The following is a 14,338-nucleotide window of genomic DNA, read 5'->3' as shown; positions in this document are numbered from 1 at the left end:
TGAGCGGGAGCGGTCCCGCTTCACCCCTCGACTTCTTTCCAGACCGCCGGACCTTTGGCTTCAGGCGGACTTCTTCTTGTCCTTGACTTCCTCGAACTCCGCGTCCACGACGTTGCCCTCCTCGGCCGGCTTGCCTTCCGGCTCGCGCTTCGGCCCGGATGCGCCGGACGCCGACGCGCCCTGCGCGTACATCTTCTCGGCCAGCTTGTGCGAAGCTTCGGCCAGCGCCCGGGTCTTGGCCTCGATCTCGGCCTTGTCGTCGCTCTTCAGCGCAGCCTCCGCCGCCTTGATCGCCGCTTCGATCTTCGACTTTTCTTCCGCACCGACCTTGTCGCCGTGCTCGACGAGCGACTTCTTCGCGGTGTGGATCAGCGCGTCGCACTGATTGCGCGCTTCGACCAGTTCCCGTGCGCGCCGGTCTTCCTCGGCGTGGGCTTCCGCGTCCTTGATCATACGCTGGATCTCTTCCTCAGTGAGCCCGGAACTCGCCTGGATCTTGATCTTGTTCTCCTTGCCGGTGGCCTTGTCCTTGGCCGAGACGTGCAGGATGCCGTTCGCGTCGATGTCGAACGTCACTTCGATCTGCGGCATGCCGCGCGGCGCCGGCGGAATGTCGGTCAGGTTGAACTGGCCGAGCGACTTGTTGTCGCGCGCCATTTCGCGCTCGCCCTGCAGCACATGGATCGTCACCGCGGTCTGGTTGTCCTCGGCGGTCGAGAACACCTGCGTAGCCTTGGTCGGGATCGTGGTGTTCTTTGGGATGAGCTTGGTCATCACCCCGCCCAACGTCTCGATGCCGAGCGACAACGGTGTCACGTCGAGCAGCAGCACGTCCTTCACCTCGCCCTTGAGCACGCCGGCCTGGATCGCGGCGCCGATGGCAACCGCCTCGTCCGGGTTGACGTCCTTGCGCGGTTCCTTGCCGAAGAACTCGCGCACGACCTCCTGCACTTTCGGCATGCGCGTCTGACCGCCGACCAGAATCACGTCGTCGATGTCCGAGGTCTTCACCCCGGCGTCCTTGATCGCGACGCGGCACGGTTCGATGGTCTTCTGAATCAGGTCCTCGACCAGGCTTTCGAACTTCGCGCGCGTGATCTTCACCGCCAAGTGCTTCGGTCCGCTTGCGTCCGCCGTGATGTAGGGCAGGTTGACCTCGGTCTGCTGGCTCGAAGACAACTCGATCTTGGCCTTCTCGGCCGCCTCCTTCAGGCGCTGCAGCGCCAGCACGTCGTTGCGCAGATCGATTCCCTGCTCCTTCTTGAACTCATCGGCCAGATAGTCGATCAGGCGCTGGTCGAAATCCTCGCCGCCCAGGAAGGTGTCGCCGTTGGTGGACAGCACCTCGAACTGGTGCTCGCCTTCCACCTCCGCGATCTCGATGATGGAGATGTCGAATGTACCCCCGCCCAGGTCGTAGACCGCGATCTTGCGGTTGCCCTTTTTCTTGTCCATGCCGAAGGCAAGCGCCGCGGCGGTCGGCTCGTTGATGATGCGCTTGACCTCCAGACCTGCAATGCGGCCGGCGTCCTTGGTCGCCTGGCGCTGCGAATCGTTGAAATAGGCGGGCACAGTGATCACCGCCTCGGTGACAGGCTCGCCGAGGTAGTCTTCGGCGGTCTTCTTCATCTTGATGAGCACTTGCGCGGACACTTCCGGCGGAGCCATCTTCTTGCCGCGTACCTCGATCCACGCGTCCCCGTTCGGGGCCTCGACGATCTTGTAAGGGACGTGCTTGATCGCCTTCTGGACTTCCTTGTCGTTGAAGCGGCGGCCGATCAGTCGCTTCACGGCGTAGAGCGTGTTCTTCGCGTTGGTGACCGCTTGCCGCTTCGCCGGCGCACCGACCAGTACTTCGCCGTCCTCCATGTAGGCGACGATCGACGGCGTGGTGCGGGCGCCTTCGGAGTTCTCGATCACCTTCGGCTGGCCGTTTTCCATCACGGCCACACAGGAATTGGTCGTGCCCAGGTCGATGCCGATGATCCTTGCCATGAGAATGCCTCTTTCTCGGTGGAATTTTTCCGTTGCAGCGCTAGGTTAGGGCGCCTGCTCCGGGTTTCAAGCGTCCTTGCCTTTGGCCACGGTCACCAAGGCCGGGCGGATCACGCGATCATGGAGTTGATAGCCCTTCTGGAGCACGGCCACGACCGTATTGGCTGGCGCATCCGCCTCGATGACGTTCATCGCCTGGTGCTTGTGAGGGTCCAGCTTCTCGCCCAAGGGGTTGATTTCCTTGAGATTGAAACGCTCGAATGCCGAGTTGAGCTGTTTCAGCGTCAACTCCACGCCGGCTTTCAGTGACTCGATCGTGGCATTCTGGACCGCAAGTGCCGCTTCCAGGCTGTCGCGCACCGCGAGCAGTTGCGCCGCGAATGCCTCGATCGCGTACTTCTGGGCGTTGGCCACTTCGGTCTGCGCCCGTTTGCGGATGTTGTCGGCTTCCGCCTTGGCGCGCAGCCAGGCGTCGTGGTGTTCCTGGGCCGCGAGCTCGGCCTGCTTGAGCAGCTGTTCCAGGCTCGGCATCGCCTCCGCGACTTGCGCCTCACTGGCGGCTTCGCGCGGCTCCGGAGCGGCGGGTGCGGCCGGCTGGATCACCGCTTGTTGTTCCTGGTCCTGCATGTACTCCTCCAGAACGAACACGTGCTCATTGTTTATGGGGACAAGGGGCCGGGTTTCAACCCCCGGACCACCGAATCCGAGCGAAAAGGGGGCACGACGCGGGCCGTATACTAAGGCACTTCGAACCCTTCCCCGTCGTCTCGACGTTTCCGCATGCAGACCCGACTGATCACCGCCATTCTGGCAGTGCTCTTGCAACCGCTGACCGCGCAAAGCGAGCCGCTGCTGCGCGAGCAGGCCGGCTATTACTACATCGACGGAAGCTCCGCCGTGGTCCTGAGCGAGCAGATCAACCAGAAAGGACCGCTCGGTCAGGATGGCAAACGCCACCCGAGCCGCACCCGCTGGGAGGTGCAATGGAAATTCCGCCACAAGATGCAGGATGGCGTGTGCAGGCTGGAGGAGGTTGCTGTGGCGGTCACGGTGAGCAGCGTGCGTCCGCGCTGGCGAGGGGAAATACGCGCTGCCCGCCAGTTGCGCGAACGCTGGAGGCGGTTCGTGGATGCGGTCGAGCGTTACCACGATTTCCACAAGGAACAGGCCCTTCGGGCCGGTCGCGAGATCGAGACGGTCTTGCGAGGCGCAGCGCCAGCCAAGACCTGCGAAGCGCTGACCGAGGAAGCCAATCGGATCGGCGAGGCGCTCCTGAACAAGTACCTGAAAGTGACCGAAGCGTACGACCGCAAGACCGAATACGGCCGCAAGCAGGGCGCTACTCTGATCTAGGATCTTGCCGGCTCGGCGGCGCAGGGGTCGGACGGTTCGGACTATCGGGTCGGTCAGCTCTTGGCGCCAAGCGACAGTGCTCGGCTGCGCGCCAGTTCGGCTGCGCGCTTTGCTGCAGCGGAGTCAAACTCGGTCGATGCCCAGCCGGACAGATTCTCCGCCACGATGCGGGCCAGTGCCTGGATCCACTCATGACGCTCGTTCAGACAGGGGATGAGGTGGAACTGCGCGCCGCCCGCGCTGAGGAAGGCGGTCTTGTTCTCGATGCCGATTTCTTCCAGGGTCTCGAGGCAATCAGACACGAAGCCTGGGCAGAAGACGTCGACGCGCCCGGTCTTGCGCCTCCCGAGTTCTCGCACCACATCGATCGTATAGGGCTCCAGCCAGCGCGCCCGTCCGAAGCGCGACTGGAAGCTCAGCACCCACGCATCCGGCTTCAGCCCCAGCTCTTCGGCCAGCAGGCGGGCGGTCTTCTGGCACTCGCAGTGATACGGATCACCTCGATCCAGCGTGAAACGCGGCACGCCGTGAAAGGACAGAACCAGCTTGTCCGGACGGCCGTGCGTTACCCAGTAGTCGTTCACCTGCCTGGCGAGCGCTGCAATGTAGGCCGGGTGATCGTGAAAGTGCTTGACGAAGCGCAATGCCGGCATGTTCCGCGTGGCGGCCAGAAACTGTGCCACGGCGACGAATACGCTGCCCGTGGTGCTGGCGGAATATTGAGGATAGAGCGGCACCACCAGGATGCGGTCACAGCCTAGTTCACGCAGGCTCTTCAGGACGGCCGGGATCGAGGGTTCCCCGTAGCGCATCGCCCACTGGACCGCGTGCGGCGTCTTGATCCGTTCCCCGAGGTAGCCGCGCAGGAGCGTCGCCTGCTTTTCCGTGTGGACCTTCAGCGGCGAGCCTTCGGAAGTCCAGATCTTCGCGTACTTGCGGGCCGACTCTCGCGGGCGCCTGCGCAAGACCAATCCATGCAGGATCGGCCACCAGAACACGCGCGGAATTTCCACCACGCGCGGGTCCCACAGGAACTCCTTCAGGTAGCGCTTCAACGCGGCGGGCGTGGGTGCCTGCGGCGTGCCGAGGTTGACGAGCAGGATGCCGGCCTTGGGCAGCGCGCCGTGCTGGTGCTTCGGTTCCGGGTGAAACTGCGAAAACATCAGGCGCAAGGCCCGCAGGGGGCGGCGCGTGGAGCCGGCGATGGGCGGCGCTTCAATGCTGTGACAGCGCGCTGGACAGGAGCCGCGCAGTGATGTCGACGATCGGGATCACACGCTCATAGGCCATGCGCGTGGGGCCGATCACCCCGAGGGTGCCGACGACCTGCCCGTCGGCTTCGTAGGGTGCGGTCACGATGCTGCAGTCGTCCAGCGGCACTAGGCCGGATTCGCCACCGATGAAGATCTGCACGCCCTGGGCGCGGGTGCTCAGATCGAGCAGTTGCAGCAGACTGGTCTTCTGTTCGAACAACTCGAAGAGCTTGCGCAGGCTCTGCATGTTCGACGACAGATCCTGCACCTGCAGCAGGTTGCCCTCGCCGGACAGCACATAGGCGTCGTCCGAGCGGCTGGCCGCCTCGGTGCCGATTTCCAGCGCGCGCGTCATCAGCTGCACCATGTTCTCGCGCAGCTCCTTGAGCTCCTGCTGCAGGCGCGGCCTGATCTCCTCGAAGGTCAAGCCGGCGTAGTTCTGGTTGAGGAGGTTTGCCGCCTCGGTCAGTTCCGACGAAGAGTAAGCCCGATCGGTGGCGATGATGCGATTCTGCACGTCGCCTTCCGGAGTCACGATGATCAGCAGGATGCGGCGGTCGGACAGATTCAGGAACTCGATGTGGCGGAAGGCCGCGGAGCGCCTGCGCGGCGTCATCACCACGCCGGCAAACTTGGTCAAATCCGACAGCAGATGGGAGGCGGAGACCACCAGGCGCTGCGTGTTGTCGGCCTGGAGCTGTTCTTCCAGCTGGTGGATCTCCACCTGATCGAGGGGCTTGACCGTGAGCAGCGTGTCGATGAAGTAGCGATAGCCACGCGGGGTCGGCACCCGACCGGCGGAAGTGTGCGGGCTGGCGATGAAGCCCATGTCTTCCAGGTCGGCCATGATGTTGCGGATAGTGGCCGGGCTCAGGTCCAGTCCCGAGAACCTGGCCAGGGCCCGCGATCCGACGGGCTGGCCCTCGGCGATGTAACGCTCGACCAGGGTCTTGAGCAGGATTCTGGCGCGTTCGCTCAACATGCTTCAATTCTACAAACCTTTTGGGGCTCCGAGGCGGTCGGACACGAGGCGCGGCCAAGCGTTCCCGGGCGCGGCTGGCGCCCAGGGAAATGTGCTTTAATTCCCGTGCGATGAGCCAGTTTCAGCAGGTCGCCCTGATTGGCAAGTACAAGAGCCCGGAGATCGCCGAGCCGCTGCTCAAGCTCGCCGCCTTTCTCGAGCAGCGGGGCGTGCACGTGATGCTGGACCCGCTCACCGCCGCGCATATCGGCAGAAACCGATACGAAGTGCTCCCCCTCGAGCAGATCGGGCAGCGCGCCGAACTGGCGATCGTCATCGGCGGCGACGGCACCATGCTCAACATCGCGCGCACGCTCGCGCCCTACGACGTGGCGCTGGTGGGGGTGAACCAGGGCAGGCTGGGATTCCTGACCGACTTGTCGATCGAGACCATGTTCGAAAGCCTCGGCTCGATGCTCGCGGGCAAGTTCATCACCGAGCGGCGCATGCTGCTCCAGTCGGAAGTGGTGAGCGGGTCGCAGACGACCCAGCGGGTGCTTGCGTTCAACGACGTCGCGGTGAACAAGGGCGCGGAAGGCAGTCTGATCGAAATCGAGGTTCGCATCGACGGCTGCTTCGTCTACAACCTGAGGTCCGACGGCCTGATCGTGGCCAGTCCGACCGGCTCGACCGCCTACGCGCTGTCCTCCGGCGGCCCCATCCTGCACCCGAGCCTGAACCTGATCGCGCTGGTGCCCGTCTCTCCCCACACGCTGTCCAACCGGCCGATCGTCGTCGGCCCGGATGCCGCGGTCGAAATCACCGTGCACAAGGGGGCGGATGCCCGCGTGCATTTCGACAGTCATTCCCACTTCGAACTGAAGGAGCGCGACAAGGTCATCGTGCGCCGCTGTCCGCATCCGATCCGGCTGCTGCACCCGCCGGACCATGACTACTACCACATGCTGCGCGAGAAACTGCACTGGTCCGAGACCCTGTGAGGGTCGGCACCGCAGGATAACGCCATCGCATGCTGCGCAGCCTCACCATCCGCGACTTCGTCATCGTCGAACGGCTGGACCTGGAGTTCGGCAGGGGGTTCACCGTGCTCACTGGCGAGACTGGCGCCGGCAAGTCGATCCTGATCGAGGCGCTGGCAGCCGTGCTCGGCGAGCGCGCCGAAAGCGGCCTGGTGCGCGAGGGGTGCGAAAAGGCCGAAGTGGCCGCCGAGTTCACGATCGAACGCAACGCTGCCCTGCGCGGCTACCTGGAGGAAAACGATTTGGCGCAGGATGGGCTGTGCCTGCTGCGCAGGGTGATCGACAGCGGCGGACGCTCGCGTGCGTATGTGAACGGCCGCCCCGCCACTGTCCAGCAACTGAAGGATATCGGCGAATACCTGGTCGACATCCACGGTCAGCACGCCCACCAGTCGCTGTTGCGGCCCGTGCAGCAGCGCGAGCTGCTCGATCGGTACGCGGGTGCGACGGCGCTCGCCGTGGAAGTGGCCGATGCCTGGCGTGCCTGGCAGTCGGCGAAACAGGCGCGCCAGTCGGCGGAGAGCGACGCCGCGGGCGCAGCGCGCGAGCGCGAACAGCTCGAGTGGCAGGTCGGGGAGCTCTCCGCGCTCAATTTCCGGCCCGAGGAATGGGACGAGCTGAATCAGGAGCACCGCCGGCTCGCGCACGCCGCCAGCCTGATCGAGGGCGCGGAATCCGCGTTGCAGGCATTGTCCGAGGATGAGGTGTCGGCGCTGGCGTCCATCGCGGGCGCGCAGAGCCGGCTGAAGGCGCTGCTGCAATACGATCAGACATTGAAGGAGGTGCTGGAGGGCGTGGCCGGCGCGCAGATCCAGCTCCAGGAGGCGGTCTACGCGCTGCGCCGCTATCAGCAGCGGCTGGAACTCGACCCGCGGCGCCTGCGCGAAGTCGAATCCCGGATCGAGGCGATTCACGCGGCGGCGCGCAAGTACCGCACGGCGCCTCAAGACCTTCCGCAAATGCTGCAGCGAGCCTCCGACCGCCTGCGCGAACTCGACACGCGTCTGAACCCGGACGCGGCCGCACGGCGCGAAGCGCAGCTGAAGAGCACCTATCTCGCGGCCGCCGGGCGGCTCGGTGCGGTGCGGGCCCGTGCCGCGGACGAGCTGTCGGACAAGGTCAGCGAAGCGATGCAGCGACTGGCGATGAAGGGGGGCAGGTTCGAGATCGCCCTGACGCCGCTGGAGGAGGGCGCGGCCTACGGGACCGAAGAGGTTGAATTCCTGGTCGCTGCGCACCCCGGCGTTGCGCCGCGCCCGCTTGCCAAGGTCGCTTCAGGCGGCGAGCTGTCGCGGATCTCGCTGGCGATCCAGACCGTGACCAGCCAGGTTGCACGGGTTCCCACGCTGGTCTTCGACGAAGTCGACGTCGGCATCGGCGGAGGGGTGGCGGAGATCGTGGGGCGCATGCTCAAGGCGCTCGGACGCAGCCATCAGGTCATGTGCGTCACGCACCTGCCGCAAGTGGCCGCCGCGGCCGATCATCAGTGGCGGGTTGCAAAGCGCGCGGTACCCGGGGGCGTGGCGAGCAGCGTCACGGTGCTGGACGCGCCCGCCCGCGTGGAAGAGATCGCCCGCATGCTGGGCGGGGTCAAGATCACCGAGACTACGCGCAGGCACGCCGAGGAGATGCTGGGAATGAAGGCGTAAACGGAGGGGACGAGAGGCCTTCGGCCTGTCGATCTTCGCCCCTCACGCCGCTTGGGCCCGATGCCTCACGCCTTCGGCTTGTTGGGGCAGTTGGGTCGGATGCACTCGGCGTAGATCTGCAGCGAGTGCTCCTGGATGTTGAAGCCCCGCTCCTTGGCGATCTTGATCTGCCGGCGCTCGATTTCGGCGTCGAAGAACTCCTCGACGTGGCCGCAGAGCACGCACACCAGATGATCGTGATGGCCGCCTTGATTGAGCTCGAAGACCGCCTTGCCGCTTTCGAAGTGATGACGCGTGAGCAATCCCGCTTGCTCGAACTGCGTGAGCACGCGATAGATGGTCGCGAGACCGATTTCCATGCCTTCGCCGAGCAGCACCTTGTAGACGTCCTCGGCGGTCAGGTGCCGCTCCTTGCTCGTCTCGAACAGGTTCAGGATCTTCAGTCGCGGCAGCGTGGCTTTCAGTCCGATGCTCTTCAGATCTTGCGGAGTGCTCATGGCCAGGACTGACATCAGTGGCGAGGTCAACTATCATATCGGCTTTGATTTTCCTTGGAAACCGCGCGAGGCGCGCGGATATCGACCGGACTCGCTAGCCATGCACCGATTCGCCGTCGTCGTCTTGCTCCTACTCGGCGGTTGCTTCCTCGTACCGCACAAGATCGAAATGCAACAGGGCAACTACGTCGACCAGAAGATGATCGAACGACTCAAGCCAGAGATGAGCAGGTCCCAGGTGCGCTTCATCCTGGGCACGCCGCTCATTGCCGATCCGTTTCATCCGCAGCGCTGGGATTACGTCTATCTGACCGGGCGCGCCGGTGACGTCAGGCGCGAACGGCGCATCACGGTGGTATTCGAGGAGGACCGGCTGGTTCGCATCGAAGGCGACGCCGTGCCAAGCGCGCTGTCCCGCGCGCCCACCGAAGCGGCGAAGCCCTAGCCGGACATGGCGCCCTTGCGGATCACCGTGGCCGGAGCCACCGGCAGGATGGGGCGAGCGCTGCTCGAGGCGCTTGCGCAGTCCGCCGACCTGCGGCTGCACGCGGCGCTGGAGCGCCGCGACTGCCCGCTGCTCGGCAAGGACGCCGGCGAGCTCATCGGCTCTCCCAATGGCGTGGCGATTGGCGCCGACCTTGAGGCGGCCCTGCGGGGGTGCGACGTCCTCATCGACTTTACGCGTCCCGAAGGCACCCTGCGGCACCTGGAGTCCTGCATCAGTCACGGCGCGCGCATGGTGATTGGCACGACCGGGTTCAACCCGGAGCAAAAGCAGCGCATCGCGCAGGCGGCCGAGCGCATCGCGATCGTGATGGCACCCAACATGAGCGTGGGTGTCAACCTGGTGTTCAAGCTGCTGGAGACCGCGGCCGCCGTGCTGGCCGAAGGGTACGACGTCGAGATCATTGAGGCGCATCACCGCCACAAGGTCGATGCGCCTTCGGGCACGGCGCTGCGCATGGGCGAAGTCATCGCGCGAACTCTGGGGCGCGATCTGAAGTCGCATGCGGTCTACGGCCGCGAGGGCGTGACGGGAGAGCGCAAGGCTTCCACCATCGGATTTGCCACGGTCCGCGGAGGCGACATCGTGGGGGATCACACCGCACTGTTCGCCGGAATCGGCGAACGCATCGAGATCGTCCATAAGGCTTCGAGCCGGGCGACCTTTGCGCTGGGCGCCCTGCGGGCCGCCAGGTTTCTTGCGGACAAGAAGGCCGGCCTGTTCGACATGCAGGATGTCTTGGGGCTTCGCTAGCCCGTTGGTGCATTGAGCAGGAAAAGACTGCGGCCGCGGGACACGCGGATGTTCGCGCCCTGCAGCAGCGCGAGCCAGAAGCCCCGGCGTTGAAGCGCGCGCGGGCGGCGGCTATAATTTCATAGTTTGCCGAGCGGGAGGGGTGCGCCCCTCCCGCTTTCCGTATCTGGTCGTCCAATCGCACGCCGGGAGTTTTCGTGTCCGCCCTCAATCAGGAGCCTGCCGTCTTGGTCCTCGCGGACGGCACGGTTTTCCGGGGCGCGTCGTTCGGGGCGGCGACCCACATGGTCGGCGAAGTGGTGTTCAACACCGCGATGACCGGCTACCAGGAAATACTGACCGATCCTTCCTACTGCCGGCAGATCGTCACGCTCACCTATCCGCACATCGGCAACACCGGCGTGAACGCGGAGGACGTGGAATCGGACAGGATCTATGCATCGGGGCTGGTGATCCGCGAGCCGCCGGTGCGGGCCAGCAACTTCCGCAGGAGCGCCGATCTTGCCGAGTACCTGCGCGCTCAGGGCGTGCCCGCCATCGCCGGCATCGACACGCGCAGGCTGACCCGCCTTCTGCGCGACCGGGGGGCGCAGAACGGCTGCCTCATGGCCGGCAGGATCGACGAGGCATTCGCCCTGGCGCAGGCCCGAGCCTTTCCCGGGCTTTCGGGAATGGATCTCGCCAGAGTGGTCAGCTGCGGCAAGCCCTACGAGTGGAGCGAAACCGAGTGGGCGCTCGGTCAAGGCTACGGCAAAGGCGACGTCGCCACGCGCCATGTGGTGGCCTATGACTACGGGGTCAAGCGCAACATTCTGCGCAAGCTGGCCGCGCGCGGCTGCCGCGTCACGGTGGTGCCCGCGCAGACTCCGGTCGACGAGGTGCTGGCAATGAAGCCAGACGGCGTGTTCCTGTCCAACGGCCCCGGCGACCCCGAACCCTGCGACTACGCGGTGCGGGCGATTCGCAAGCTGCTCGACGTGAACATGCCGGTCTTCGGCATCTGCTTGGGACATCAACTGCTCGGACTGGCGAGCGGAGCGCGCACGCTGAAGATGAAGTTCGGACATCACGGCGCGAACCATCCGGTGCATGACCTCGATACCGGGCGCGTGGTGATCACCAGCCAGAACCACGGCTTCGCGGTCGACGCGGCGAGCCTGCCGCCGCAGGCGCGCGTGACGCACGTGTCGCTGTTCGACGGCAGCCTGCAGGGCTTCGCGCGCACCGACAAGCCCGCCTTCTGCTTTCAGGGCCATCCGGAAGCAAGCCCCGGACCGCACGATGTGGACTATCTGTTCGATCGTTTCGTGAGGCTGATGGACGAGCACAAGCCGCACAGATAGGCGAGAACCACACATGCAAGAGACATGGAGAAGCTCGGAAAAGTGAACCGCCGCATGCAAGGAGCGCCCGGTCCGTCGCAGGCAGGTAGCGCCTGTGCGGATTCCTGGTCGCGACGGGGTGTTTTTTCCTTGTGCCTTTGTCCTTCGCTTTTCGATCCACTCTGTGCCTCTGTGTCTCGGTTGTGAGAGTCGGTTGGATGCCCAAGCGCACTGACATCGAGAGCATCCTGATCATCGGCGCCGGTCCCATCGTGATCGGCCAGGCGTGCGAGTTCGACTATTCCGGCGCCCAGGCTTGCAAGGCGCTGCGCGAGGAGGGTTATCGGGTCATCCTGGTCAATTCCAATCCGGCGACCATCATGACCGACCCGGAGATGGCGGACGTCACCTACGTCGAACCCATCACCTGGCAGATGATCGAGAAGGTGATCGAGATCGAACGGCCGGACGCATTGCTGCCCACCATGGGTGGTCAGACCGCCCTCAACTGCGCGCTCGATCTGGCTCGGCAGGGCGTATTGCAGAAACACGGCGTGGAGATGATTGGCGCCAGCCGAGAGGCGATCGACAAGGCCGAGGACCGGGAGAAGTTCAAGGCGGCGATGACCCGGATCGGGCTGGCAAGCCCGCGCTCGATGATCGCGCACAGCATGGAGGAGGCGCTGCAGGTCCAGGCCACCATCGGCTATCCCGCCATCATCCGCCCGTCCTTCACGCTGGGGGGCACCGGCGGGGGCATCGCCTACAACAAGGAGGAGTTCGTTGCTATCGTCGAGCGCGGCCTGGACGCCTCGCCCACGCACGAGGTGCTGATCGAGGAATCGGTGATCGGCTGGAAAGAGTTCGAGATGGAGGTGGTGCGCGACCGCAACGACAACTGCATCATCGTCTGCTCGATCGAGAACCTCGACCCGATGGGCATCCATACCGGTGATTCGGTTACGGTGGCGCCGGCGCAGACGCTGACCGACAAGGAGTACCAGATCATGCGCGACGCATCGATCGCGGTACTGCGCGAGATCGGGGTCGACACCGGCGGGTCCAACGTGCAGTTCGCGATCAATCCCGCCGACGGACGCATGGTCGTCATTGAAATGAATCCCCGGGTGTCGCGCTCCTCGGCGCTTGCCTCCAAGGCGACCGGCTTCCCGATCGCCAAGGTGGCGGCCAAGCTCGCAGCCGGTTATACGCTCGACGAGCTGCGAAACGAGATTACCGGCGGAGCGACTCCGGCTTCGTTCGAACCGACCATCGACTACGTGGTTACCAAGGTTCCCCGCTTCGCCTTCGAGAAATTTCCGCAGGCCGACCCGCACTTGACCACGCAGATGAAATCGGTCGGCGAGGTGATGGCGATCGGCCGCACCTTTCAGGAGTCGGTGCACAAGGCGTTACGCGGCCTGGAGACCGGGATCGACGGTTTCGACGAGAAGACCGCCGACCGCAAGGCGATCGAGACCGAGCTCGCCGAGCCCGGGCCGGAGCGGCTGCTTTACCTTGCGGACGGCTTTCGCGTCGGCATGACCGTAGAGGAGGCGCACGCGCTGACTCACATCGATCCCTGGTTCCTGGCGCAGATCGAGGACATCGTACGGGAGGAAAAGGCGCTGGCGGGCCGGCATCTGGGCGACCTCAGCCGGGAACAAATGCTGGCCCTCAAGCGCAAGGGTTTTTCCGATCGCCGGCTGGCAAGACTGCTCGGCGCCACGCAGGATGCGGTGCGCGCCCGGCGCTGGGCGCTAACCGTGCACCCGGTCTACAAGCGGGTGGACACCTGCGCGGCCGAGTTCGACACCCGCACCGCCTACATGTACTCGACCTACGAAGAGGAGTGTGAGGCGCGCCCCAGCAAGCGCAGAAAGATCATGGTGCTGGGCGGCGGCCCCAATCGCATCGGCCAGGGCATCGAGTTCGATTACTGCTGCGTGCACGCCGCACTGGCGCTGCGCGAGGACGGGTTCGAGACCATCATGGTCAATTGCAATCCCGAGACTGTCTCGACCGACTATGACACCTCCGACCGCCTGTACTTCGAGCCGCTGACGCTCGAGGACGTGCTGGAGGTCGTGCGCGTGGAGAAGCCCGAAGGGGTAATCGTGCAGTTCGGCGGCCAGACCCCGCTGAAGCTCGCGCGCGACCTGGAGGCGAACGGGGTACCCATCATCGGCACGAGCCCGGACATGATCGACTGCGCGGAGGACCGCGAGCGCTTCCAGAAGATGCTCAACGACCTGGGACTGAAACAGCCGCGCAACCGCACCGCGCGCAACCCCGAAGCCGCACTGGCGCTCGCGGAAGAGATCGGCTATCCGCTGGTCGTGCGTCCTTCCTACGTGCTGGGCGGGCGCGCCATGGAGATCGTGCATCAGCAGGCCGATCTCGAACGCTACATGCGTGAAGCGGTGAAGGTGTCAAACGACAGCCCGGTGCTGCTCGATCACTTTCTCAACGACGCGATCGAGGTCGACGTCGACGCGGTGGCCGACGGAAATCGCGTGCTGATCGGAGGCATCATGGAGCACATCGAGCAGGCCGGCGTGCATTCCGGCGACTCGGCCTGTTCGCTGCCGCCGTTCAGCCTGTCGCGGGCGCTGCAGGAGGAGTTGCGCCGTCAGACCATCGCGATGGCCGGGGCCCTGAACGTGGTGGGGCTCATGAACGTGCAGTACGCGATACAGGACGGTACGGTCTACGTGCTCGAGGTCAATCCGCGCGCATCGCGCACCGTGCCCTACGTGTCGAAGGCCACAGGGCTGGCGCTCGCCAAGATCGCCGCGCGCTGCATGGTGGGCAAGAGTCTGGCGGCCCAGGGTCTTGACGGAGAAGTCGTCCCGCCCTATTACTCGGTCAAGGAGGCGGTGTTCCCCTTCATCAAGTTCCCGGGCGTGGACACCATTCTCGGTCCGGAAATGAAGTCGACGGGGGAAGTCATGGGTGTCGGCGAAACCTTCGGCGAGGCGTTCGTGAAGTCGCAGCTCGCGGCGGGCGT

Annotated in this window: 12 protein-coding genes; 7 read left to right on the top strand and 5 right to left on the bottom strand. The window is 65.0% G+C overall.

Going from position 1 to position 14,338, the window contains the following annotated elements; all coding sequences use genetic code 11:
• Positions 1–60: 60 nt before the first annotated feature.
• A complete protein-coding gene (gene dnaK / locus VNM24_02010) occupies positions 61–1,995 on the bottom strand; it encodes a molecular chaperone DnaK (protein ID HWQ37373.1) in 1,935 nt (644 codons plus the stop codon).
• A 66-nt stretch (positions 1,996–2,061) separates the two neighbouring features.
• A complete protein-coding gene (gene grpE, locus VNM24_02005) occupies positions 2,062–2,622 on the bottom strand; it encodes a nucleotide exchange factor GrpE (protein ID HWQ37372.1) in 561 nt (186 codons plus the stop codon).
• Positions 2,623–2,775: 153 nt separating this feature from the next.
• On the opposite strand from grpE, the gene VNM24_02000 reads away from it, so the two are divergent.
• A complete protein-coding gene (locus tag VNM24_02000) occupies positions 2,776–3,348 on the top strand; it encodes a DUF922 domain-containing protein (protein HWQ37371.1) in 573 nt (190 codons plus the stop codon).
• Positions 3,349–3,401: 53 nt separating this feature from the next.
• Here the strand turns inward: VNM24_02000 and hemH are convergent, their stop codons facing one another.
• Positions 3,402–4,511 carry a ferrochelatase gene (hemH, locus tag VNM24_01995; protein ID HWQ37370.1) on the bottom strand — a complete coding sequence of 370 codons (1,110 nt, stop codon included), beginning with the start codon at positions 4,509–4,511 and terminating at the stop codon, positions 3,402–3,404.
• A 52-nt stretch (positions 4,512–4,563) separates the two neighbouring features.
• Positions 4,564–5,583, bottom strand: coding sequence for a heat-inducible transcriptional repressor HrcA (gene hrcA / locus VNM24_01990; GenBank protein HWQ37369.1), 1,020 nt, complete (start codon positions 5,581–5,583; stop codon positions 4,564–4,566).
• A 110-nt stretch (positions 5,584–5,693) separates the two neighbouring features.
• Between hrcA and VNM24_01985 the strand changes: the two genes are divergently transcribed.
• Together VNM24_01985 and recN are read left to right on the top strand one after the other, a co-directional pair.
• Positions 5,694–6,563 carry an NAD kinase gene (locus tag VNM24_01985; protein ID HWQ37368.1) on the top strand — a complete coding sequence of 290 codons (870 nt, stop codon included), beginning with the start codon at positions 5,694–5,696 and terminating at the stop codon, positions 6,561–6,563.
• Between the two features lie 29 nt (positions 6,564–6,592).
• The gene (gene recN, locus VNM24_01980; protein ID HWQ37367.1) at positions 6,593–8,251 is read left to right on the top strand and encodes a DNA repair protein RecN; all 1,659 of its coding nucleotides are present in this window, start codon (positions 6,593–6,595) and stop codon (positions 8,249–8,251) included.
• A 65-nt stretch (positions 8,252–8,316) separates the two neighbouring features.
• Here the strand turns inward: recN and fur are convergent, their stop codons facing one another.
• Positions 8,317–8,748, bottom strand: coding sequence for a ferric iron uptake transcriptional regulator (fur, locus tag VNM24_01975; protein ID HWQ37366.1), 432 nt, complete (start codon positions 8,746–8,748; stop codon positions 8,317–8,319).
• Positions 8,749–8,848: 100 nt separating this feature from the next.
• Between fur and VNM24_01970 the strand changes: the two genes are divergently transcribed.
• The 4 genes from VNM24_01970 to carB form a co-directional block, all read left to right on the top strand.
• Positions 8,849–9,193, top strand: a complete 345-nt coding sequence (locus VNM24_01970) for an outer membrane protein assembly factor BamE (GenBank protein HWQ37365.1) — start codon at positions 8,849–8,851, stop codon at positions 9,191–9,193.
• Between the two features lie 6 nt (positions 9,194–9,199).
• Positions 9,200–10,006, top strand: a complete 807-nt coding sequence (gene dapB / locus VNM24_01965) for a 4-hydroxy-tetrahydrodipicolinate reductase (protein ID HWQ37364.1) — start codon at positions 9,200–9,202, stop codon at positions 10,004–10,006.
• Between the two features lie 197 nt (positions 10,007–10,203).
• On the top strand, positions 10,204–11,349 hold the full coding sequence (gene carA, locus VNM24_01960) for a glutamine-hydrolyzing carbamoyl-phosphate synthase small subunit (protein HWQ37363.1): 1,146 nt from the start codon (positions 10,204–10,206) through the stop codon (positions 11,347–11,349).
• Between the two features lie 197 nt (positions 11,350–11,546).
• On the top strand, positions 11,547–14,338 hold a 2,792-nt coding region (carB, locus tag VNM24_01955), incomplete at its 3' end, for a carbamoyl-phosphate synthase large subunit (protein ID HWQ37362.1).

Source organism: Burkholderiales bacterium, assembly GCA_035560005.1.
Classification (GTDB): domain Bacteria; phylum Pseudomonadota; class Gammaproteobacteria; order Burkholderiales; family Eutrophovitaceae; genus DASRFY01.
This window is presented reverse-complemented; position numbering and strand designations above follow the sequence as displayed.

Bases quoted from the DNA above. Each gene is read 5' to 3' on its own strand.
- dnaK (HWQ37373.1), bottom strand. From the start codon at position 1,995: ATGGCAAGGATCATCGGCATCGACCTGGGCACGACCAATTCCTGTGTG.
- grpE (HWQ37372.1), bottom strand. From the start codon at position 2,622: ATGCAGGACCAGGAACAACAAGCGGTGATCCAGCCGGCCGCACCCGCC.
- VNM24_02000 (HWQ37371.1), top strand. From the start codon at position 2,776: ATGCAGACCCGACTGATCACCGCCATTCTGGCAGTGCTCTTGCAACCG.
- hemH (HWQ37370.1), bottom strand. From the start codon at position 4,511: ATGTTTTCGCAGTTTCACCCGGAACCGAAGCACCAGCACGGCGCGCTG.
- hrcA (HWQ37369.1), bottom strand. From the start codon at position 5,583: ATGTTGAGCGAACGCGCCAGAATCCTGCTCAAGACCCTGGTCGAGCGT.
- VNM24_01985 (HWQ37368.1), top strand. From the start codon at position 5,694: ATGAGCCAGTTTCAGCAGGTCGCCCTGATTGGCAAGTACAAGAGCCCG.
- recN (HWQ37367.1), top strand. From the start codon at position 6,593: ATGCTGCGCAGCCTCACCATCCGCGACTTCGTCATCGTCGAACGGCTG.
- fur (HWQ37366.1), bottom strand. From the start codon at position 8,748: ATGAGCACTCCGCAAGATCTGAAGAGCATCGGACTGAAAGCCACGCTG.
- VNM24_01970 (HWQ37365.1), top strand. From the start codon at position 8,849: ATGCACCGATTCGCCGTCGTCGTCTTGCTCCTACTCGGCGGTTGCTTC.
- dapB (HWQ37364.1), top strand. From the start codon at position 9,200: ATGGCGCCCTTGCGGATCACCGTGGCCGGAGCCACCGGCAGGATGGGG.